The 20,857-nt window shown below is 70.9% G+C and carries 22 protein-coding genes; 18 read left to right on the forward strand and 4 right to left on the reverse strand.

The features are described from left to right. Window positions 1–81: 81 nt before the first annotated feature. Window positions 82–1,359 (forward strand): molybdopterin-dependent oxidoreductase, encoded by a 1,278-nt coding sequence (locus tag AB0K00_RS09715; protein WP_363518072.1) that lies wholly within the window; start codon window positions 82–84, stop codon window positions 1,357–1,359. Then, on the forward strand, window positions 1,356–1,871 hold the full coding sequence (locus AB0K00_RS09720) for a hypothetical protein (protein ID WP_363518074.1): 516 nt from the start codon (window positions 1,356–1,358) through the stop codon (window positions 1,869–1,871). The genes AB0K00_RS09715 and AB0K00_RS09720 overlap by 4 nt, the downstream gene beginning before the upstream one ends. On the opposite strand, the gene AB0K00_RS09725 is transcribed toward AB0K00_RS09720, so the two are convergent. Genes AB0K00_RS09725 through AB0K00_RS09735 form a run of 3 tightly spaced genes read right to left on the reverse strand, consistent with a single transcriptional unit; the run spans window position 1,823 to window position 4,661 of the window. Beyond that, window positions 1,823–3,346, reverse strand: a complete 1,524-nt coding sequence (locus AB0K00_RS09725) for a glycosyltransferase 87 family protein (RefSeq protein ID WP_363518076.1) — start codon at window positions 3,344–3,346, stop codon at window positions 1,823–1,825. The two genes, AB0K00_RS09720 and AB0K00_RS09725, sit on opposite strands and share 49 nt — an antisense overlap. Next, window positions 3,343–4,011 carry a DUF2064 domain-containing protein gene (locus AB0K00_RS09730; protein ID WP_363518078.1) on the reverse strand — a complete coding sequence of 223 codons (669 nt, stop codon included), beginning with the start codon at window positions 4,009–4,011 and terminating at the stop codon, window positions 3,343–3,345. The genes AB0K00_RS09725 and AB0K00_RS09730 overlap by 4 nt, the downstream gene beginning before the upstream one ends. Next, window positions 4,008–4,661: a glycosyltransferase family 2 protein gene (locus tag AB0K00_RS09735; RefSeq protein ID WP_363518080.1), complete on the reverse strand. Its 654-nt coding sequence runs from the start codon at window positions 4,659–4,661 to the stop codon at window positions 4,008–4,010. The genes AB0K00_RS09730 and AB0K00_RS09735 overlap by 4 nt, the downstream gene beginning before the upstream one ends. A 92-nt stretch (window positions 4,662–4,753) precedes the next feature. On the opposite strand from AB0K00_RS09735, the gene AB0K00_RS09740 reads away from it, so the two are divergent. The 4 genes from AB0K00_RS09740 (at window position 4,754) to AB0K00_RS09755 (ending at window position 8,399) form a co-directional block, all read left to right on the forward strand. Further along, complete coding sequence (locus AB0K00_RS09740; RefSeq protein WP_363518082.1) at window positions 4,754–5,809, forward strand: NAD-dependent epimerase/dehydratase family protein; 1,056 nt, start codon at window positions 4,754–4,756, stop codon at window positions 5,807–5,809. Between the two features lie 24 nt (window positions 5,810–5,833). Then, on the forward strand, window positions 5,834–6,067 hold the full coding sequence (locus AB0K00_RS09745) for a hypothetical protein (RefSeq protein WP_363518084.1): 234 nt from the start codon (window positions 5,834–5,836) through the stop codon (window positions 6,065–6,067). A gap of 27 nt (window positions 6,068–6,094) precedes the next feature. Next, complete coding sequence (locus tag AB0K00_RS09750; RefSeq protein WP_363518086.1) at window positions 6,095–7,987, forward strand: BTAD domain-containing putative transcriptional regulator; 1,893 nt, start codon at window positions 6,095–6,097, stop codon at window positions 7,985–7,987. Window positions 7,988–8,270: 283 nt separating this feature from the next. Next, on the forward strand, window positions 8,271–8,399 hold the full coding sequence (locus tag AB0K00_RS09755) for a hypothetical protein (protein WP_363518088.1): 129 nt from the start codon (window positions 8,271–8,273) through the stop codon (window positions 8,397–8,399). Between the two features lie 82 nt (window positions 8,400–8,481). Here the strand turns inward: AB0K00_RS09755 and AB0K00_RS09760 are convergent, their stop codons facing one another. Then, window positions 8,482–9,906 (reverse strand): NAD-dependent succinate-semialdehyde dehydrogenase, encoded by a 1,425-nt coding sequence (locus AB0K00_RS09760; protein WP_363518090.1) that lies wholly within the window; start codon window positions 9,904–9,906, stop codon window positions 8,482–8,484. 108 nt (window positions 9,907–10,014) lie between these two features. Here AB0K00_RS09760 and AB0K00_RS09765 point away from each other — a divergent pair, with 108 nt between their 5' ends. From AB0K00_RS09765 to AB0K00_RS09820, 12 genes are all read left to right on the forward strand, one after another. Next, complete coding sequence (locus tag AB0K00_RS09765) at window positions 10,015–10,866, forward strand: aldo/keto reductase (protein WP_363518092.1); 852 nt, start codon at window positions 10,015–10,017, stop codon at window positions 10,864–10,866. Between the two features lie 93 nt (window positions 10,867–10,959). Next, the gene (trxA, locus tag AB0K00_RS09770; RefSeq protein WP_363518094.1) at window positions 10,960–11,394 is read left to right on the forward strand and encodes a thioredoxin; all 435 of its coding nucleotides are present in this window, start codon (window positions 10,960–10,962) and stop codon (window positions 11,392–11,394) included. Continuing rightward, window positions 11,378–12,487, forward strand: a complete 1,110-nt coding sequence (locus AB0K00_RS09775) for a hypothetical protein (RefSeq protein ID WP_363518096.1) — start codon at window positions 11,378–11,380, stop codon at window positions 12,485–12,487. Before trxA ends, AB0K00_RS09775 begins: the two co-directional genes overlap by 17 nt. Window positions 12,488–12,559: 72 nt before the next feature. Next, on the forward strand, window positions 12,560–12,991 hold the full coding sequence (locus tag AB0K00_RS09780) for a DUF2267 domain-containing protein (protein ID WP_363518098.1): 432 nt from the start codon (window positions 12,560–12,562) through the stop codon (window positions 12,989–12,991). Window positions 12,992–13,149: 158 nt separating this feature from the next. Next, a complete protein-coding gene (locus AB0K00_RS09785) occupies window positions 13,150–13,308 on the forward strand; it encodes a hypothetical protein (protein ID WP_363518100.1) in 159 nt (52 codons plus the stop codon). Between the two features lie 34 nt (window positions 13,309–13,342). After that, entirely contained in the window at window positions 13,343–14,755 is a 1,413-nt protein-coding gene (locus AB0K00_RS09790) for a glutamate decarboxylase (protein WP_363518102.1), read from the forward strand. 127 nt (window positions 14,756–14,882) lie between these two features. Further along, window positions 14,883–15,527 (forward strand): HAD family hydrolase, encoded by a 645-nt coding sequence (locus AB0K00_RS09795; RefSeq protein ID WP_363518104.1) that lies wholly within the window; start codon window positions 14,883–14,885, stop codon window positions 15,525–15,527. Window positions 15,528–15,536: 9 nt separating this feature from the next. Continuing rightward, on the forward strand, window positions 15,537–16,043 hold the full coding sequence (locus AB0K00_RS09800; RefSeq protein ID WP_363518105.1) for a DUF1931 family protein: 507 nt from the start codon (window positions 15,537–15,539) through the stop codon (window positions 16,041–16,043). 135 nt (window positions 16,044–16,178) lie between these two features. Further along, a complete protein-coding gene (locus AB0K00_RS09805; RefSeq protein ID WP_363518107.1) occupies window positions 16,179–17,330 on the forward strand; it encodes a glutathione-independent formaldehyde dehydrogenase in 1,152 nt (383 codons plus the stop codon). A gap of 70 nt (window positions 17,331–17,400) precedes the next feature. Next, a complete protein-coding gene (locus AB0K00_RS09810) occupies window positions 17,401–19,068 on the forward strand; it encodes an FAD-dependent oxidoreductase (protein ID WP_363518109.1) in 1,668 nt (555 codons plus the stop codon). 185 nt (window positions 19,069–19,253) lie between these two features. Continuing rightward, window positions 19,254–19,937 carry a BON domain-containing protein gene (locus AB0K00_RS09815; RefSeq protein WP_363518111.1) on the forward strand — a complete coding sequence of 228 codons (684 nt, stop codon included), beginning with the start codon at window positions 19,254–19,256 and terminating at the stop codon, window positions 19,935–19,937. A 198-nt stretch (window positions 19,938–20,135) separates the two neighbouring features. Further along, the gene (locus tag AB0K00_RS09820; RefSeq protein ID WP_363518113.1) at window positions 20,136–20,834 is read left to right on the forward strand and encodes an Hsp20/alpha crystallin family protein; all 699 of its coding nucleotides are present in this window, start codon (window positions 20,136–20,138) and stop codon (window positions 20,832–20,834) included. Window positions 20,835–20,857 lie beyond the last annotated feature (23 nt).

The raw sequence follows: 20,857 nt of genomic DNA on the forward strand, positions 1-20,857 counted from the left end.
TCGCCGCCCCGGATCGGGAGTTTGACGCGGTCGCGGTGGGGGAGTACCGGCTCTGGCCGATGCGCGGAAGGCAGGTGTGGGATGCCCGACGATCACACGGGCCCTGCGCCACCGGGTCCGTTCCGGCGCGGGTTCTGGCGCAGCCCGATCCGTGGTCCGTGGCTCACCTCAGTGTTCGGCCTGCTGCTGCTGGTCGGCGTCACGCTGCTGTTCGTGACCGGTCTGCTGTCCTACGCCGCCTACAACCCCGATCTGGGCAACGACACCACCCCGGACAAGGGGTGGTTGGGGTTCTACCTGTTTGCCTGGCCGACCCACCCCGCCTGGCTGTACCGGCTCACGCAGGGACTCCACGTCACGCTCGGCGTGGTCCTCGTTCCGGTGCTGCTGGCCAAGCTGTGGTCGGTCATCCCGAAACTGTTCGACTGGCCACCGGTGCGCAGCGCCGCGCAGGCCCTGGAACGGCTGTCGCTGCTCCTGCTGGTGGGTGGGGCGATCTTCGAGTTCGTGACCGGGATCCTCAACATCCAGCTCTTCTACGTCTTCCCCGGCTCCTTCTACAGCCTGCACTTCTACGGCGCCTGGGTGTTCATCGCCGCGTTCGTCGCCCACGTGGCCCTGAAGATCGGCCGGATGACGCGTGCCCTGCGCGCTCGCAGGCTGCGCGACGAACTGCGCACCGACCTGGCCCACACCCGGCCGGAGCCCGCGGACCCCGACGGCCTGGTGCCGCCCGAGCCGACCGCGCCGACGATGACGCGCAGGGGCGCGGTGGGGCTGGTCGGCGCCGGATCCCTGGTGCTGTTCGCGCTCACGGTCGGACAGAGTCTCGGGGGTCCGTTTCGGCGTACGGCGCTGCTGGCGCCCCGCAACCGCGACCCCGGCAGCGGGCCCAACGGCTTCCAGATCAACAAGACGGCCGCCGCTGTCGGCATCACCGCCGCCGACGTCGGCGCCGCGTGGCGGCTGGTGGTGCGTGGCGACGATCGCGAACTGAGCCTGACCCGGGCGCAGGTCCTGGACCTGCCGCAGCACACCTCCGCGTTGCCGATCGCCTGCGTCGAGGGGTGGTCCACCGAAGATCAGCACTGGAGCGGGGTGCGGCTTGCCGACCTGGCCGCCCTCGTCGGCCCGCCCGACGTGGCGAACGTCCTCGTGGAGTCCTTGCAGCAGAGCGGGTCCTTCCGCTCCGCTGTCCTGCGGGACAACCAGATCCGCGACCCGCGCTCCCTGCTCGCGCTCCGGGTGAACGGCGCAGAGCTCTCGCTCGACCACGGCTACCCCGCCCGTGTCATCGTCCCGGCCAACCCTGGCGTGAACAACACCAAATGGGTGGCCGGACTGACCTTCCGGACGTGACCATGGCCCGATTCGTCCGCTGGTACGGCGCGAACCCCCTGCATCTGCTCGCCCTCATCTGCTCCTTCGCCCTGGCGGCCTATGCAGCCATGCGGCTATTCGCCGTGCGGCCTCTCGGCGTGGCCGTCTGGCTCGTCGGCGCGGCGGTCGGCCACGACCTCATCCTGTTCCCCCTGTACACCATCGCCGACCGGTCGGCCCAGTCGGTGTTGCGCCACCGCGCCGGCCGTCTGCCGGCCGTGCCCTGGGTCAACTACCTGCGCGTCCCGGCGTTCCTGTCCGGCCTGCTCCTGCTCGTCTGGTTCCCGCTGATCTTCAGGATGGTCGACGGGTTCCACGCCGCCACCGGGCTGTCCCTGGACGTCTACCTCGGTCGATGGCTGGCGATCACCGCCGTCCTGTTCGGCGTGGCCGCGGTCGCCTTCGCCCTGTCGCTTCGCCGTGCCCGCCGGGTCATCGGCACTCAAGAGCAACGCCGCGCACCCGGCCGCGACGATGACGAGCCGCAATGACGAACGGGAGGTGCCGGGGGCGAGATCGTTGCCCGCCTCCGGCGGATGGCGGCCACCATGACTGCGATGAGGGCAGCGCCGTATCCGATGCGCTGTGCGGTGCCGGTGGCGAGGTGTACGCCGGCGGCGTACTGCGCGAGATATCCGGCGAAGGCCACCGCCAGCCATTCGGTGCGACCGGACAGGGCGACGAGCAGCAGGAGCAGCAGCGCGTACCAGGGGTAGCTGGGAGCGGCGACGATGAGGGCGGCACCGGTCATGGTGGTGGCGGCCAGCCACGGTCGGTCGGGTTGTGCGGTGCGGGCCGTCAGCAGCGCGACGGCGGCGAGGACGGCGACCGCGGCGGGCCCGGCCCAGGCGTCCGGCAGGACCAGCGTCAGCAGGGCGAACCGTGGACCGGTGAGGTAGCCCTCCTCGTTGAGGTATCCCGGGAGGTAGCCGATCGCGCGGGCGCCGACGACCGCCAGGTGCGGAAGGTAGACCACGGCGACCGCGCCGGCGGTGGCCGCGGCGACGAGGACCGGGCGCCGGCGCAGCACGGCGGGCGCGACGAGGATCGGCGTGAGCTTGGTGGCCACCGCGAGCCCGAGCAGCACACCACCGAGCGCGGTGGCGCGGCGGGTGCCGGCCCGGGCGAGGACCAGCAGGGCCAGGCCGGTGACGAACACGGCGACGACGTCGACGTGGGCGTTGTTGCCCGCCTCCAGCGCGACGGTCGGGCACCACGCCCACAGGACCGCCAGTCGCGGATCGGCCCCGCCTGACCGCAGCCCGACCAGCAGCAGGATCGTCGTGGCCAGGGCGAACGCGGTCATCACCAGCTGGAGTGGCCGCTCCCGGCTGTGCGGTGGCGACAGCTGCTGGGTGGCCCAGAACAGCGCCTGCGCGACGGGCGGATAGACGGTGTGGACGGCCGGCCGGTTGATCAGCGTGCATCCGGGCGTGAGCGGGCGGCCGTGATCGGGGTCGACGGCACCGGCCGGAACGCACCAGGTGGCCCGTGGGGGCCACAGGAAGTCGTCGCGTTGCCCAGCCAGTTCGGGTGCCGCCGGGACGTAGCGGTAGGCGTCGATGCCGGCGGCCTGCACCCGGCCGTCCCAGATGTAGCGGTACATGTCGTCGCTGCTGCGCGGCGGCGCGGACGCGGCCGCCAACGGCAGCGCGGCGCCGCCAAGGACGATCAGGACGGTCGCGGTCCGGACCGGAAGCCGGCGCACCAGCCAGCCGCCGGCGGCGAAGACCAGCCAGGCGCCACCGACGAACACGACCGCGCGGACCGGTCCGGCGAGTCGCGGCAGCACCTCGGCCGGCTGGGCCACCAGCACGGCGAGCACGGCGCCGGCCAGCGCCGCACCCGCGGTGGCAACGCTGTGCCGGACGGGTCGCCAGCGCCACATCGAGCGCGGGTCCCGCGTTGCCGGCCCGGCGTCGTCGGCCGTCGTTCCGCGGCCGTCGGGCGGCAGCGGCGGGGTCATCCCCAACCGGGTCCGGAGCGTGGCGCGGCCGGGTCGTGGGCGGGCAGGTTGGCCCGGACGGCGGCGGCGAAGCGGCCGCCGCGGCACAGCGCGGCGACGGCGTAGGCGTCCTCGGCGGTGTCGACGTCGCGCAGGGTGTCCAGCAGGGTGACGGCCAGACCACGCCGGCGCAGCGCGGTGAGGGTGTGCCTGCCGGTGTCGGGGGTGGACATCGGTACGTCGTGCAGCGCGGCGGCGACCGCCGGGTCGGGCAGTCCCAGCGTCCACCAGCCCCCGTCGTCGGCCGGGCCGAGCACGGCGTCGGCGCCGCCGTCGAGGGCCGCGACGGCGGAGCCCAGCATCACCGTGGTCAGTTGCGGGGTGTCCATGCCCAGCAGCAGCGTGGCGGTGCCCGGCAGGGCGGTGTCGGTGTAGGCGTGGACGAGACGCTCGGCGAGGCCGGTGCCGTGCTGCGCCACGGTGCGCCAGCCCGGCGGCGACGGATACTGCCCGCTGAGCACGAGGGTGCGCCGAACGGCGGGGGTCACGTCGAGCACGTCGATGGTGTCGGCCAGGGCGGCGGCGGCGATCGCGGCGGCCTGCGTGGCGCTCGCGGGCGGGCACAGCCGGGTCTTCACCCGCCCGGGCACCGGCGCTTTGGCGAAGACCAGCAGCTGGACGCTCACCGGGCGAGGACCTTCGCCATGTCGTGCACCGCCCGGGCGGTGCCCCGCACGGTGCCGGTCACCTTGGACCGCGTGCCGTCCGCGCGGGGAGCATAGTCGACGTCGGTCTCCTGGATGCGCCAGCCGGCCCGCGCCGCCGCCATGACCATCTCGAGTGGGTAGCCGAAGCGCCGGTCGCGCAGGTCCAGGGCGAGCAGGTCCGCGCGGCGTGCGGCGCGCATCGGCCCGAGGTCGTGCACCGGTACGCCGCTCGCACGGCGCAGCCGCCGGGCGAGCAGTGCGTTGGCGAGGCGGGCGTGCAGCGGCCAGGCCCGCCTCGTCGTGGGGCGGCGCCTGCCGAGGACCAGGTCGGCGGCGCCGAGCCGGACCGGCTCCACGACCCGGCGGAGCTGCTCGGGGTCGAAGGAGCCGTCGGCGTCGCAGATGCACACGATGTCGGCGGTGGCGGCGAGCAGCCCGGTGTGCGCGGCGGCGCCGAACCCGCGTTGCGGCACGTGTACCACGACAGCGCCGTGGTCCGCGGCGATCTGCGCGGAGCCGTCGGTGGAGCCGTTGTCCGCGACGATCGGGCGGTATCCGGCGGGCATCCGGGACAGCACCCAGGGCAGCGCGGGCGCCTCGTTGAGGCAGGGCAGCACCACATCCGTCACGACCCCGACGCTAGCGAGGCGGCACGGCGACGGCACCGTACGGCGAAGGTGAAAACGCCACGAACCGCCGCCATTGCTGGAAGAATCGGTGGGTGCGGGTCCTGGTCACCGGCGGCGCCGGGTTCATCGGTTCACACGTGGTGCAGGCGCTGGTGGGTGCCGGGCATGACGTGGTCGCGTTCGACGCGTTCCACCCGGCCGCGCACGGCACCGCCGCGGCCGCACTGTCCGATGTGGACGCTCCGGTGGTGCGTGGCGACGTCCGCGACCGCGCGGCCGTGGCCGCCGCGCTGGGCGGGGCCGACGCGGTGGTGCACCAGGCCGCGATGGTCGGCATGGGCGTGGACATGGCGGACCTGCCCGACTACGTGAGCTGCAACGATCTGGGCACCGCGGTGCTGCTGGCCGAGATGGCCCGGGCCGGGGTCCGGCGGCTGGTGCTGGCCAGCTCCATGGTGGTCTACGGCGAGGGCGGATACGCCTGCCCGGTGCACGGCCCGGTCCGGCCGCGGCCGCGCGACGTGGCCGACCTGGCGGCGGGCCGGTTCGAGCCGACCTGTCCCCGCTGCGCCACGCCCCTGGTCTCAGAACTGGTCGACGAGGACGCGCCGCTAGAGCCGCGCAGCGTGTACGCGAGCACCAAGCTGGCCCAGGAGCACCTGACCGCGGCCTGGACCCGCGCCGTCGGCGCGCACGCGGTGGCGCTGCGCTACCACAACGTGTACGGGCCGCGCATGCCACGCGACACCCCGTACAGCGGCGTGGCCGCGATCTTCCGCTCCGCCCTTGAGCGCGGCGCCGCGCCGCGCGTGTTCGAGGACGGCCGGCAGCGCCGCGACTTCGTCCACGTCCGCGACGTGGCGGCGGCCAACGCGGCCGCCCTGGACGCCACCGGCGCCGGTACGCCGGGCGGCTTCCGGGCGTACAACATCGCCTCCGGCCGGCCGCGCACGGTCGGTGAGCTGGCCGCGGAGCTGGCAGTGGCCATCGGCGGACCGCCGCCGGTGGTGACCGGCGAGTTCCGGGCCGGCGACGTGCGGCACGTGGTCGCCTCGCCCGAACGCGCCCGCCGGGAACTCGGCTTCACCGCCTCGGTCGCCTTCGACGCAGGCATCGCCGAGTTCGCACACGCCCCACTGCGGGCGTGACCACCAGCGACCGCAGCTCCGCCGGTGGTACCGGTCGACCCCCTCGGGCTGCAGCATCCCGTATTCGACCAGTTCGTCGAGGCGCTCCTCGACCTCGGGCAGCGCGGTCCCGGTGAGCACCGCGGCGAGGGGCGCCGCGAAGTCGGTGCCCGGCACCTGCGCCAGCCGGCGGAACAGGGTGGCGGCCGGGCCAGGACGAACGATCAGGTTCTGCGTAATTTCCTGCGTGGATCCGCCCGTACCGCGCTGCTTGCATGACCTCACGGCGCAACCTGCGGAGGGCCCATGAAGCTGCAGATCCTCGGACCGCTGCGGGTGTGGCGCGACGATGTCGAACTCAACGCCGGGCCCCGGCAGCAGGCGTACCTGCTTGCCGTGCTCCTCGCCCACGCGGGGCGGCCCATCAGCACCAGCGCGCTCATCGACCTGCTCTGGGGCGACGACGTTCCGGCGTCCGCGATGAACATCGTGCACAAGTACGTGGGTGCACTGCGGCGGGTGCTGGAACCCACGTTGCCGTCCCGTGACACCGGACGGTTCCTTCTCCGTCACGGCGACGGGTACCTGTTCGCGGCCCGTCCCGGCATGGTCGACGTCGCCACGTTCCAGGACCTGGTGCGGACCGCCCGCACCCAGCGGCACGACCAGGCTCTCACCACCTACATCCAGGCATTGGAGCTGTGGCGGGGACGGGCGGGCGACGGCCTGAGCCACGAGCCGACGGCGGCACCGGTCTTCTCCGCGCTCGACGACGAGTTCTTCGACGCGTGCGTGACGGCCGCGCACCTGGCGGTGCAGGGCGGCCGGCCAGAACAGGTCCTCCGGCCGGTGCGGTTGGCGGCCTGGCTGGCGCCACTGCACGAACCCGTCCAGGCCGCGCTGGTCAATGTGCTCGCCGCCACCGATCGTCAGGCCGAGGCGTTGTCGACGTTCCAGTGCATCCGTGCACGGCTCGCGAAGGAACTGGGCGTTCACCCGGGGCCGGCGCTGCGGGCGGCGCACCAGGACGTTCTGCGCCGGACGATCGCGCTCACGGCGGCCCACCGTCAGCCACCGACCTGGCCGGCCGCCGACGGTGGGCGACCGGCGACGGCGCCGCCGAGGCAGCGGCTGGCCGGGCGGACCGCGGAGATGACGGTGTTGCGGCGGTCGGTCGACGCGGCGTTCGCCGGAGAAACGGCGTTCGTCGTGGTCGAAGGAGAGCCCGGAGCCGGCAAGTCCCGGCTGCTCGAAGAGATCGCCGGGGAAGCACGTGAGCGCGGTGCCCTCGTCGCGTGGGGTCGTTGCCTCGCGGGTGAAGGGACGCCGGCGCTGTGGCCGTGGACGCAGGTCGCCCGCGCGCTGCCGGAGCGCGAGGGCACTGGCGATCCCGCCGCTCCCGCCGTACGGGGTGGCTTCCGCCAGTACGAGCGGGTGGTCGCACGTATCGGCGCGGTGTCGGCGGAGCGGCCAGTGGTGCTCGTCGTCGACGACCTCCAGTGGGCCGACCCGGCCTCGCTCGACATGCTGAACCATCTGGCGGCACGGCTACCGGCCGGCACCGTCGTCGTTGCCGCGCTCCGCGACCGGGCGCCCACGCCCGACCCGCTGCTCACCCGGACCCTCGCCGTGGCGAGCCGGCTGCCCACGCACCGCCGGATTCGGCTCGGCCCGCTCAGCCCCGACGAACTGGCCGACATGGTCCGGCAGGAGACCGGCCGGGAGCCTGCCGACGGCATGCACGCCCGAACCGGCGGCAACCCGTTCCTCGTCCGGGAACTGTGCCGCTACCCGGTCGGGGTGCCCTCGACCGTCCGCGATGTCGTCCGCGACCGGACCGCCGGCCTCGACGATGACACCAGGGACCTTCTGTGGCTCGCCGCGCTCATCGGTCGTGAGGTGGACGTCGCGCTGCTCGCCTGCGCCGCCGGCATCGACGGCCAGACGTGCCTCGATCACCTCGACCCACTGGAGGCCCTCGGCGTGCTCGAACCGTGCGGTCCGTTCTCGGTGCGGTTCCGGCACGACCTGGTCCGCGAGTCGATCGCCGCGGCCATCCCACGACGGCGGGCCGCCGCACTGCACCTGCGCATCGTCGGCGGGCTCGACGGTACCAACACCACGCGGATGGCCCGCCACCTGTGGGCGGCCGGGCCACTCGGCTCAGCCATCCTCACGAGCGTCGTGGACGGACGATGACGTGCTGCCGCGGTCGGCAGCGGCCGCCATCGCCCGGGCTAGTCGTCCCGCGGCTGAGCGACTTCGGCGGCCAACCCGTCGGCGATCCGTCGGATACGCCAGAGCCGGCGGGCGCGGAGCTCCGTAGCCCGGGCATCCCGAACCTGTCGGCCCAGGTCGTCCAGGTATGTATCGCTCCATCCGTACTCGATGCGCATTTCCTCCTGCTCAGCAGGCTGATGACCGCTCAACACGAGGTCGAAGTGGTTGCCGAACTGACCGAGGCCGTCCTCTCGGCGCCGCGATGCGTACCGATTACGGCACCAGCGACACCTACCGGGAGGACCTCGACCGGGAGGTCGCGGCGGCCCGGACGGTGGAGTTGACGGCCCGGCATGAGTGGCGGGTACGACACATCGTCGGATCTCCGTAGACTGTCATCGACGGGGCAGGATGCCGATGACCATCATTGATGGTGTCCACGTCGAAGTCCTGACCTGTATGAGCGGCGCCCGTCAGCCGAGCGCGTCGGTGATGGGCGTGTCCGCGGGCATGGTCACGACCAGCTTCCGGTTGGCGAACTCCTTGAAGCCGATGCAGGACAGCTCCCGTCCGTACCCGGACAGTTTGATGCCGCCGAAGGGCAGGTGCGGCTCGGACGACGTCGGGTGGTTGATCCACACCATCCCGCTGTCGATCCGGCGTGCGACCGACCGGGCCCGTGCCAGATCGCTGCCGAACACGGCACCGCCGAGGCCGTAGGGTGAGTCGTTGGCGAGCGCGACCGCCTCGTCGTCGCTGTCCACCTGATGAACGACGGCGACCGGCCCGAACAGTTCCTCATGGAAGGCGCGCATCGTCGGGGTGACACCGACGAGGATCGTGGGTTGCATGAATGCGCCGGGGCGATCGACCCGCCCGCCACCGACGACCGCGATGGCGCCCTTGTCGAGGGCATCGAGGACCTGGTCCGACAGCTTCTCGGCGGCCCGCTCCGAGGACAACGGCGCCAGCGTGGTGGCCTCGTCGGCGGGATCGCCGGGCTGCAGCGCGCGCATACGCTGGGCGAGCGCGGTCACGAACCGGTCGAACGCACCGGACAGCACGATCATCCGTTTCGCGCTCACGCAGCTCTGTCCCATGTTGTGCATGCGTCCCGCCATGGCCGCATCGACGGTGTGCTCGAGATTGTCGCCGTCGAGAACGACGAACGGATCGCTGCCGCCCAGTTCCAGGACGCTCTTCTTCATGCTGCGCCCGGCGGCGGCCCCGACGCTGGCGCCGCCGTGCTCGCTGCCGGTCAGCGACGCGCCGCGCACGACGTCGAGTTCCACGACGCGATCGACCTCGGAGCCGGTGATCAGCAGGTTGGTGTACACCCCCTGCGGTATCCCCGCGTCGCTGAACAGCCGCTGCATGGCGAGCGCCGACTGCGGGGTGTTGCTCGCATGCTTGAGCAGGATCGTGTTGCCCAGCACCAGATTCGGTCCGGCGAACCGCACCACCTGGTACACCGGGAAGTTCCACGGCTGGGCGCCCACGATCACGCCCAGGGGATCGTTGACAACACTGGCCGACCCGCCGTCGACCTCCAACGGCTCGTCGGCGAGCAGCCCGGGCCCCTCATCGGCGCAGTACTGCAGGATCCTCGCGGACAGGTCCATCTCGGCGCGGCTGTGCCCGATGAGCTTGCCCATCTCCAGTGTCACCAGCTGGGCCAGCTCCTCGCCACGCTCGCGGAGCAGCCGGGCCGCCCGGCCGAGCAGGGCGGCCCGTTCGTCGACGCCGACCCGGCGCCAGGACTGGAATGCGTGGTGCGCGTGCTGCGCCGCGTCGTCGACGGCCTCCCGGCTCATCGGCGGGAACTCACGGACGAGCTGGTTGTTGTAGGGGTTGACGGTGGCGATCGGGCTGTGCCGGACAGCGGAGGACGTGGACACGGGGTACTCCTCGCGCAGCGGGGTCGGGGACCCCGATTGGCTACCCTGCGAGCACCGCCTGAACCACCCGGGGAGTTTGCCCGCCCGAGGCCGAGGTAGTGCGCTGCCATGAAGACGTTGAGCATGCGGATGGTGGACCTGCCGGCCAGTGAACAGATTCCCGTGCTGGGACAGGGGACCTGGGGCCTCGGTGAGGACCCGATGCGCCGCGACGAGGAGCTCACCGCGCTGCGGCTGGGCCTCGACCTGGAGATGACCCTCATCGACACCGCCGAGATGTACGGCGACGGCGCCGCCGAACGGCTCGTCGGTGACGCGGTCTTCGACCGCCGCGACGATGTGTTCCTGGTGACGAAGGTCCTGCCGGAGCACGCCGATCGGGCGGGCGCGATCGAGGCCTGCGAGCGTAGCCTGCACCGGCTGCGGACCGATCACGTCGACCTGTACCTGCTGCACTGGCCCGGCCCGGTTCCCGTCGAGGAGACGGTCGAGGCGTTCACGCTGTTGCAGCAGCAGGGCAAGATCCGGTTCTGGGGGGTCAGCAACTTCGACACCACCGACCTGCTGGAGGTCACCGCGGTGCCCGACGGGCACGCCGCGCAGGCCGATCAGGTGCTGTACAACCTGGCCCGTCGCGGCATCGAGTGGGATCTGCTGCCGGCGTGCCAGCGCTCCGGGCTGACCGTCATGGCCTACGCGCCGTTCGACCATCGGGGGACCGTTCTGCGCCACCCGGCGGTCATCGCCGTCGCCGAGCGGCACGGCGTCACCCCGGGACAGGTGGCGCTGGCGTGGGTGATCCGCCAGGACGGCATCACCACGATCCCGAAGGCCGCCCACCCGGAACACACCGCGGAGAACCGTGCCGCGCTGGACGTGCGACTCACCGCCGAGGACTTCACCGACCTGGACCGCGCGTTCCCGCCGCCGGACGGCCCGGCTCCGCTCGAGGTGCTCTGACCTCGATCACCTCATCGGGAGTCGCCTGACGGGAGTCGCATGACGAGCACCGGGCCGGTGCATGACGGCCACGGCTGCGGGTAGGCGCGGCGCATGAGCGGTGAGATCGTCGTCTGCTCGCACTGCGGGCGCAGGAACCGCGTCCCCGGGGCGTCCCCAGGCGTCCCGCGGTGCGGCAACTGCCATCAACCCCTGCCGTGGATCGCCGACGCGACCGACACCACGTTCGCCGCGGTGGCCGAGCAGTCGGCCCTCCCGGTGGTGGTCGACCTGTGGGCGACCTGGTGCGGGCCGTGCCGCATGGTCACTCCCGCCCTGGAGCAGGTCGCCCGGGACCTCGCCGGCAAGGTAAAGCTTGTCAAGGTCGACGTGGACGCCGCTCCGACGCTGTCGCACCGCTTTGACGTGAAGGCGGTGCCGACACTGTTGATCATGCACGACGGGAAGGTCCTCGCGCGCAAGTCCGGTGCCGCGCCCGCGCCTGCGTTGCGGCAATGGGCCGAGGCGACCCTTGCGGGCGTCCGCTGATCACCCCGGCGCCGCGGGCGAACGCATCAGCGGACCCGAGGCCGGGCAGCCCACGGTGATCGTCGGGCTGGTCGCGTCGCCCGGACCGGCCGCGGACCTGGCCGGCCAGGTCGTCGACCAGCTCCCGGACATGCTCGCCAGGAGTTCGCCGGGCGTTGCGTGGACCGTTCGCGTCATCATCGACCGGCTTGTCGACCGCCCGGCTGACCTCACCCAGCTGATCGACGCCGCCCGCCGCCGCATGTTGCACGAGGGCTGGCAGCTCACGGTGTGCTTGACCGACCTGCCGTTGCAGACGTCCCGGCGGCCGGTTGTCGCGCATGCCAGCGCCACCCATTCGGTCGCGGTCCTGTCAGTTCCGGCACTCGGCCCGATCGCGGTCGCCAGCCGTGCGCGCGAGACGACCGTCCGGCTCGTGACGGCCCTGCTCGCCGGTGACGACGAGCACACCGCCCGCCAGTTCGGCGGCCCGGCACCGGCCGACCACGGCGGCATCGGCCTGGTCGCCGGCGTGGTGACCGGAAATCTGCGTCTCCTGCTCGGCATGCTGCGCGCCAACCGGCCGTGGCGGCTGACGATCGGGCTGTCAAGGGCGCTCGTCGCGGCGATCACCGCCGAGGTTTTCGCACTGGTCACCAGCGACATCTGGCGGCTCGCGGTGGAGTACAGCCAAATGCGGCTGGTCCTGCTCAGCGCCGGTGCGGTGCTCGCGGTCGTGGTGACCATCATCGTGGGCGCCTCGCTGTGGGAACGCACACCATCGGGCGCAGCGCGCAGGTCACCCGCAGGGCAACAGGTGATCCTGTTCAACATGGTCACCCTGCTGACCGTGGTGATCGGCGTCCTCGCCCTGTATCTGGCGCTGTTCGTCCTGGCGCTCGGCGGCGTCCTGCTGCTGGTGCCCGAGGCCGGCTTGACCGACGCGCTCGGCCGTCCGGCCGGCACCGGTGATTTCCTGGACATCGCCTGGTTGGCGTGCTCGGTGGCCACGATCGGCGGCGCACTCGGCGCCGGCCTGGAGAGCGATGAGTCGGTCCGGGAGGCGGCGTACCTCTACCAGCCGGACGAGGTCATCGATGAGCGCCGGAGCTGAGCGGGCCGTGCCGTCTGCATGGCCGTGCACCGGCAGGGTAGTGCACGCTCCTACCTATCGGAGGAGGACCAGATGAGCGGCGGTACAGGTTACGACTCATTCGACGCCACCGTGGACAAGACGAACCGGTTGCTGCACGACATCGAGCGTGAGTTCGGGTGGCCCAGGACCCGGCGCAACCGGTCGTACGCCGCGCTCAGAGCGGTGCTGCACGCCCTGCGCGACCGCCTTCCGGTCGACGAGTCTGCACAACTCGCTGCGCAACTACCGATGCTGGTGCGCGGCATCTACTACGACGGCTGGGATCCCAGCCGGGTGCCGGTGAAGATGCACCGCGCGGAGTTCGAGGCGCGGGTGCGGCAGGAGTTCCCGTTCGAGGTGGAGGGCGGCATCGAACGCGTCATCACCGTCGTGCTCAACGCGTTGAAGCGCTTCGGCACCACGGCCGAGTGGGCGGACGTCAAGGGCAACATGCCCAAGCAACTCGCTGCCGTGATGCCCTGACGGATCGCGGCACCGACTGAAGGAGCGAGGCGGACGGCGGTCACCCGCAACGACGCCGCATACCGGCGCATGCTCGACGCACTGCGATGCGCCGACCGGCACATTGCCCCGGTCGTCGTCCGATCGGGTGAGGGCGGCGATCAGGGACGTGCCTCGTCGTGGCGGATGACGTGGAAGACCGCGTTGATGACGGCCAGGTGGGTGAGCGCCTGCGGGAAGTTGTCGAGATGTCGGCAACTGCCGGGTTCGATCTGCCCGGCATACAGTCCGCCGTGACCAACGCACTGCTCGCGATCGATGTGGCACTGCAGCGCTGAAGCGAGAGCGCAGGAGCGAACAGGAGGCCAGGACATGTCGTCACACCCCGAGTACGACCTGAAGGCCCCGCGACCGGAGCTCTCGGTGAACCCGCTGTTCACCAGGGAGCCGGTCCGGATCCCGCGGGACCGGCTGCCGCGCACCGAGCTCGACCCACAGGTCGCTTACCAGTTGGTCCACGACGAGCTGCTGCTCGACGGCAACCCGCGGCTCAACCTCGCCACGTTCGTCACCACCTGGATGGAGCCTGAGGCCACTCGGCTGGCGACCGAAAGCCTGACCAAGAACATGATCGACCGCGACGAGTACCCGCGCACCGCCGACCTCGAGACCCGTTGCGTACGGATGCTGGCCGGGCTCTGGCATGCCCCCGACGCAGGGCAGGCACCCGGCTGTTCGACGTCCGGTTCGAGCGAGGCGTGCATGCTCGGTGGGCTGGCCCTCAAGCGCCGCTGGCAGCACGCGCGCCAGGCCGCCGGACTGCCGACCGAGCGGCCGAACATCGTGATGGGCATCAACACCCAGGTCTGCTGGCAGAAGTTCGCCAACTACTGGGATGTGGACGCTCGGCTGGTACCGATGGAGGGGGATCGGTTCCATCTGTCGGGGCCCGCGACGGTGGAGCACTGCGACGAGAACACCATCGGCGTGGTGGTGATCCTGGGCTCCACTTTCGACGGCAGCTACGAGCCGGTCGCGGACATCTGCGCCGCCCTGGACGAGTTGCACGGGCGCACCGGATGGGACATCCCGGTGCACGTCGACGCGGCGTCCGGCGGGATGATCGCGCCGTTCTGCGACCCGGACCTGGACTGGGACTTCCGGCTGCCCAGGGTCGCCTCGATCAACGTGTCCGGGCACAAGTACGGCCTTGTCTGTCCGGGTCTCGGCTGGGTGGTCTGGCGCGCCGCCGCCGCACTGCCGGAGGATCTGGTGTTCCGGGTCAACTACCTGGGTGGCGAGATGCCGACGTTCGCGCTCACGTTCTCCCGTCCTGGCTCGCAGGTCGTCGCGCAGTACTACAACTTCCTGCGCCTCGGCTTCGACGGGTATCGCAGAGTGCAGCTCTACAGCCGGGACGTCGCGACGACCCTTGCCGACCGGATCGCCGGGCTGGGGCCGTTCCGGGTGCTCACCAGGGGTGACGAGCTGCCGGTGCTGGCGGTCACGCTGCGCGAGGACGTCACCGCGTACAGCGTGTTCGACGTCTCGTTGGCGCTGCGTGAGAGCGGCTGGATCGTGCCGGCGTACACGTTCCCCGAGCGCCGTACCGACCTGGCGGTGCTGCGCATCGTGGTGCGCAACGGATTCAGCCACGATCTGGCCGGGCTGCTGCTGAGCGACCTGCGCCGGGCGCTGCGCCGGCTGGAGCGGCAGGCCGCCCCGGTCCATGGCCCGGAGTCGGTGTCGTTCGCGCATGGCGCCGGCTCCAGTGATCACGGATGAGGAGCTTGATGAGGAGCTTCCGGTACGCCTCGATCGGGTTGCGGGCGTTCAGGACGTGAACGGAAGCGGCACGGTGGCCTGACATGGCCGTCGCCCGTCCGGGTAGTCCGGCACCATGACCAGCGGAGTGCTTTTCGATCTGGACGGCACGCTCGTGGACACCTTGTATCTGCACACGGTGTCGTGGTGGCAGGCGTTCCGCCAGTATCAACGCGACGTCGAGATGGCGAGGATCCATCGAGCCATCGGGATGGGTGCCGACCGGATCGTCGACCATCTGCTCGGACCCGGCCACGACCGGTACGACGACGACAACATCCGCGCCGCACACACCAGCCTGTACGCCCAGTACTGGTGGCGGGTGCGTGCCACGCCCGGCGCGCGCGAACTGCTCCAGGCCGTCGACGAGCGCGGGATGCGCGCCGTGATCGCCTCTTCCGCGTCCCGGGCCGAGCTGGACATCATGCTGGTCGCCCTCGACGCCCACGACGTCGTGGACACCGCCACGTCGCTCGACGACGCGGGCGCGAGCAAGCCGGCACCGGACGCCATCCAGGTCGCGCTCGCCCGGACCGGACTCTCTCCGCAAGAGGTGGTGTTCGTCGGCGACTCCGTCTGGGACGTGCACGCCGCCGCCGCGCTCGCCATCCCTTGTATCGGCCTGACCTGTGGCGGCATCAGCGCCGCCGAGCTGCAGGAGGCCGGTGCGGTCCGCGTGTACGACCACCCGCGTGCGCTGCTGGAGGCAGGCGACGACGCGCTCAGCCGCTGACGTGCCGGCATGCGCGGCCCGATTGCGGGTAGCACCCGACAACTCGACAGAACGGGAGGTACCGGGATGCCAGTGGTGGCCATTGATCGGTTTGAGCGCTTCTTCCGGGCGGCGGCGAGCCTGGACATGGACAAGAACGACCTCAAACGCTACGGAGACTTCGTCGATGAGAAGGTCTACGACCTGCTGCTGATCGCACAGGCGAAGGCGAAGGCGAACGGTCGCGACGTCATCGCGGCCTACGACATACCGGTGACGAAGGGCCTGCAGGAGCGCATCCACGAGTTCCGGAAGCTGGACGAGGAGATCGAGCTGCGCCCCATCCTGGACACGCTCACCGCCCGGCCGCCGCTGGACCTGGCACTCGGCGACGACGCCGAGCATCGCCTGCCGGACATCGTCGGCGGCCTGAGCGTCGCGCTCGCGCGTACCTTCAAGATCATGGATCCGGAACTGAAGAACCCGCAGACCGCACACTGGGAACGGGCGCTGCGGACATTCAACCTTCTGCTCTGAAGCCAGCTCCTGCGCAACGTCGAAGCATCACCTGGATGCCTGGAGATCATTGCCGACCACGTCCAGCGGTTCGCCTGCCCCTTGGCTTCGCCCGGCAGGTCAGTTCAATATCCACCGGCTGGGTAGTGCGCGGTCATGAAAGCAGTCGTATATGAGGGACCGCGCAGCGTCGCGGTCAAGGACGTGCCGGACCCGCGCATCGAGCACCCGCAGGATGTGCTGGTCCGGATCACCACCACCAACATCTGCGGTTCGGACCTGCACATGTTCGAGGGCCGCACCGACATGGAGACCGGTCGGATCCTCGGCCACGAGAACCTCGGCGAGGTCGTCGAGGTGGGCGCGGGCGTCGACAAGGTCCGCGTCGGTGACATGGTGTGCCTGCCGTTCAACATCTCCTGTGGGCACTGCGCGAACTGCGAGCACGGCCTCACCGCATTCTGCCTGCGGACGAACCCGGATCCGGACATGGCCGGCGCCGCGTACGGCTTCGCCGGCATGGGCCCGTACAACGGCGGGCAGGCCGAGATGCTGCGGGTACCCTTCGCAGACTTCAACTGCCTCGTGCTGCCGGAGAACGCCCGCGACCGGGACCGGCAGCGCGACTACGTGATGCTGGCCGACATCTTCCCGACCGGCTGGCACGCGACACAGCTCGCCTGCGTGCAGCCAGGCGACTCGGTGGTGATCTACGGCGCCGGGCCGGTGGGTCAGATGGCCGCCCTCTCGGCGACGATCAAGAACGCTGCGAAGATCATGGTGGTCGATCATCATCAGGACCGTCTGGAACTCGCCGCGAAGATCGGCGCGATCCCGATCGACGCCGCCAAGGAGTCCGTGGTGGATCGGGTGATGGAGGAGACGGACGGCCTCGGCGCGGACCGCGGCTGTGAGTGCGTCGGCTACCAGGCCCACGACCCGTCGGGGCGGGAGCATCCGGAGATGACGGTGAACGCCCTCGTGCAGACCGTCAAGTTCGCCGGCACGATCGGCGTCGTCGGCGTCTACACACCCGAGGACCCCGGCAGCCCCGATCAGCTGTACAAGCAGGGGAAGGTCGCCTTCGACTACGGCACGTTCTGGACCAAGGGCCAGACAATGGCCACCGGGCAGTGCAACGTCAAGACATACGACCGGCCGCTGCTCAACCTCATCATGCAGGACAAGGCACGGCCGTCGTACATCGTGTCGCACGAGCTGCCGCTGCACCGGGCCCCGGAGGGCTACGAGCACTTCGACAAGCGCGAGCGCGGCTGGACCAAGGTGATCATGCACCCGGACCTCTGACGCGGAACGAGGGTTTGCGAGCGACGCTTCGGGTAGCTCGCATTCCTGCTTTCAGGGGGTGGATTCGAACATGCTGGTCGAAACGCCGGACCGCGACGGAGCCTATCCGCGCCTGGAGGACGCCCACATCCAGGCTCTGGCCGCGGAGGGGCAACGCCACGATACGCAGACCGGCGAGGTACTCATCCGGGAGGGCGAGGAGCACTACGACTTCTTCGTGGTGCTCGCCGGCAAGGTGGCCGATGTCGAAGGGTTCGGCGGCGACGAACGCGTCATCAGCGTGCACGGCCCCAAACGGTTTCTGGGGGAGCTGAGCCTGCTCACCGGCCAGGCGGCCTTCTGTACTTCGCAGGTGCGCGAGCCCGGCGAGGTCCTCAGGGTGCCGGTCGACCGCCTCAAGGTTGTTGTCGCGCAGGACTCCACCCTGGGTGACCTGATCCTGAAGGCGTATCTGAGCCGCCGGTCCCTGCTCATCGGCCGCGGCGCCGGGCTGCGGATCATCGGATCCCGCTTCTCGCCGGACAGCCGCCGGCTGCGCGAGTTCGCCGCTCGCAACCGCATCCCCTACCAGTGGGTCGACCTGGAGAAGGATCAGGACGCCGAGACGCTGCTGCGCGAATTGCATGTGCGGCCGGAGCAGACCCCGGTGGTGATCTGCCCGTCCGGGCAGGTGCTGCGGAACCCGAGCAACGCGGAGCTGGCACAGGCGATCGGCCTGCCGGCACCCGGACCTGGCGTCACGGTGTGCGATCTCGCCGTCGTCGGGGCGGGCCCGGCGGGTCTCGCCGCCGCCGTCTATGGCGCGTCGGAGGGGCTGGTGACGGTCGCCCTCGATGAGTTCGCCGCCGGCGGTCAGGCCGGCCGATCGTCGCGGATCGAGAACTATCCCGGCTTTCCCGCCGGGATATCCGGCGGGGAACTGGCCGAGCGGGCGGTCGTGCAGGCGGAGAAGTTCGGCGCCACGTTCAGTGTGCCTGCTCGGGCGTGCGGGCTGCAGGAACGGGAAGGCAACTATGTCATCGCGCTCGACAACGGCGGTGAGGTCACGGCCCGGACCGTCCTGATCGCGACCGGTGCCCGGTATCGCAAGCTCGATGTTGCGCGGTTCGAAGAGTTCGAAGCGAGCAGCGTGTACTACGCGGCGACCCTGTCGGAGGCCTTGTTCTGCCGCGACGACCCGGTCGCGGTCGTGGGCGGTGGGAACTCGGCGGGCCAGGCGGCGCTGTTCCTGTCGAGGTACACACGGGTCGTGCACCTGCTGGCCCGCTGCAGGGACCTCGGCGAGACCATGTCGCGCTACCTGGTTGATCGGATCGAGACGACACCGGGCATTGCGACGCACCTCCGTACCGAGGTGCGGGAGCTGCTGGGCGGCGACACCCTCGAACGGCTCGTGGTCCAGGACGATCGCACCGGGCAACGCCAGGAGATTCCCGCCCGTGCGCTGTTCGTCTTCATCGGCGCACAGCCGTGCACCGATTGGCTGGCCGGCCAGGTTACGACCGACGAGGACGGCTTCATCCTCACCGGCCCGGACAGTGCCGCGCCGGGCCCGCAGGGACGGCCTCTGCTGCAGACGAGCCGGCCCGGCGTGTTCGCCGCAGGTGATGTGCGCAGCGGGTCGATCAAGCGGGTCGCCTCCGCCGTGGGCGAAGGCGCCGCGGCAGTACAGCTGGTGTGGAAGCACCTGCAAAGCACCGGTCGTGCGGCCGACCACACCGCCGCCACCCTCACGTAGTCGCCGGCGCCCGTGCCGACCCCATCGCAGGGGCTCGGATCGCGCTCCCGCTGTCGTGATGCCAGTTGGGATTGCCGCCCACGTCACTCCGATCGGGTGGTACCGCGCCGGTCAGGTCGAAGAAGCGTTGAACGTGGTCCGACGGAAGGAGGGGTACCCCGAGCAGCGGCACGGAAGGAGCAGACATGAGTACCGCAACCTTCACGCGCGCAGATGCCGACATCGAGCGGGACGTGACGGAGGAACTGCGGTGGGATTCCCGCCTGCAGCCCAACGCCATAGCGGTCGGGGTACACGACGGCGTGGTGACATTGGCCGGATGGGTCGACAGCTACCCGAAGAAATTGGCCGCCGAGCGTGCGGTGCACCGAATCCGCGGGGTGAGGGCGGTCGCCAACGACATCGAGGTCCGGTTGCCGATCGCGGCGCAACTGCCGGACTCCGAGATCGCCGCGTCAGCCGTCCGCGCCTTGGAATGGGATGCGTTCATCCCGATCGAGCATGTCGAGGTGACGGTATCCAACGGCTGGGTCACGCTGCGTGGCGAGGTCGAGTGGGAGCATCAGCGCAGGGCCGCGCAACGCGCCGTCGACAAGCTGCCCGGTGTGCGCGGAGTGACCAATCTCCTCTCGGTACGTCCGCGTCCGCAGGTGCTGCCGTCGCCGAAAGACCTGCGCACGCGGATCCAGGAGGCACTGGTCCGCAGCGCCGAGACCGACGCCGAGCACGTGAACGTCGACGTGCGCAACGACAAGGTCGTGCTCACCGGTCAGGTCCGGTCGTGGGCCGAGCGGGAGGAGGCCGAACGGGTCGCCTGGTCGGCGCCGGGCGTGACCGCCGTCGAGAACCGCATCGTCCTCGTCCGGTGAGGTGGATCGCCCGCGCCGCGGTCGTGGCTCGCGAGGCAGACCGCGACCGGGTCGGATTCGCATGGGCGGTGATGCCTGACGACACTCGTCGAAGCACCGGCCCGGCGGTCATCCGGGACAAGCGACGTGGATTCATCTGCGTCCGAACAACGGTTGGGGAAACGCCAGGATTCGCGCTCGGAAAGGAAACCGATCACGATGACACTCGCACCCTTCTCGTCCCGGCAGCGCCGCGGCGGGCTGCTGGCTGGCACGCCGGCGTACCGCTGGGACCCACGCCGCGAGGTGGACGAGCTCAACAGCAGGTTCGGTCAACTCATCCAGTCGCTCATCAGCGGTGAAGCTGGGATCGGCGGATCGGCCGGCTGGTCGCCGCCGGTCGACGTAGAGGAGACCGAGGACGCCTACGTCGTCGACGTCGACCTGCCCAACGTGAACCCGGAGGACGTCAATCTCGAGATGCGCGGCGAGGAGCTGCGAATCTCCGGTGCGTTCGAGGAGCGCAGCCGCGGCGGCGTCGTACGCCGCCAGGGCCGTCAGACCGGCGAGTTCGAGTACATGATCGACCTGCCCAGCGACATCGACAGCGACCGGGTGCAGGCCGCCTACAGCAACGGCGTGCTCACGGTGACGGTCCCGAAGACCAGGAACGCGCAGCCGCGCCGGATCGAGATCCAGGCGCAGGGCGACCAGCAGGGAGACCAGCAGGGCCGCCAGCGACAGGGTCAGCAGCAGACGGGTCAGCAGCAGACGGGCCAGCAGCAGACGGGCCAGCAGCAGACGGGCCAGTCCGCCACGGGCCAGCAGCAGGCGGCGCAGCGCGGCACCCAGCAGTCCGGCTCGCAGCAGTCCGGCGGCCCTCAGCGAGGCGGGCAGAACCCGGGCCAGCGGAGCTGACCGGGCCGTACTGCCGACGTGCA

Source organism: Dactylosporangium sp. NPDC049525 (assembly GCF_040676755.1).
GTDB lineage: Bacteria > Actinomycetota > Actinomycetes > Mycobacteriales > Micromonosporaceae > Dactylosporangium.

Bases quoted from the DNA above. Each gene is read 5' to 3' on its own strand.
- AB0K00_RS09810 (WP_363518109.1), top strand. From the start codon at position 17,401: ATGCTGGTCGAAACGCCGGACCGCGACGGAGCCTATCCGCGCCTGGAG.
- AB0K00_RS09800 (WP_363518105.1), top strand. From the start codon at position 15,537: ATGCGCGGCCCGATTGCGGGTAGCACCCGACAACTCGACAGAACGGGA.
- AB0K00_RS09755 (WP_363518088.1), top strand. From the start codon at position 8,271: ATGCGTACCGATTACGGCACCAGCGACACCTACCGGGAGGACCTCGAC.
- AB0K00_RS09765 (WP_363518092.1), top strand. From the start codon at position 10,015: ATGAAGACGTTGAGCATGCGGATGGTGGACCTGCCGGCCAGTGAACAG.
- AB0K00_RS09805 (WP_363518107.1), top strand. From the start codon at position 16,179: ATGAAAGCAGTCGTATATGAGGGACCGCGCAGCGTCGCGGTCAAGGAC.
- AB0K00_RS09820 (WP_363518113.1), top strand. From the start codon at position 20,136: ATGACACTCGCACCCTTCTCGTCCCGGCAGCGCCGCGGCGGGCTGCTG.
- AB0K00_RS09715 (WP_363518072.1), top strand. From the start codon at position 82: ATGCCCGACGATCACACGGGCCCTGCGCCACCGGGTCCGTTCCGGCGC.
- AB0K00_RS09780 (WP_363518098.1), top strand. From the start codon at position 12,560: ATGAGCGGCGGTACAGGTTACGACTCATTCGACGCCACCGTGGACAAG.
- AB0K00_RS09790 (WP_363518102.1), top strand. From the start codon at position 13,343: ATGTCGTCACACCCCGAGTACGACCTGAAGGCCCCGCGACCGGAGCTC.
- AB0K00_RS09815 (WP_363518111.1), top strand. From the start codon at position 19,254: ATGAGTACCGCAACCTTCACGCGCGCAGATGCCGACATCGAGCGGGAC.
- trxA (WP_363518094.1), top strand. From the start codon at position 10,960: ATGAGCGGTGAGATCGTCGTCTGCTCGCACTGCGGGCGCAGGAACCGC.
- AB0K00_RS09725 (WP_363518076.1), bottom strand. From the start codon at position 3,346: ATGACCCCGCCGCTGCCGCCCGACGGCCGCGGAACGACGGCCGACGAC.
- AB0K00_RS09750 (WP_363518086.1), top strand. From the start codon at position 6,095: ATGAAGCTGCAGATCCTCGGACCGCTGCGGGTGTGGCGCGACGATGTC.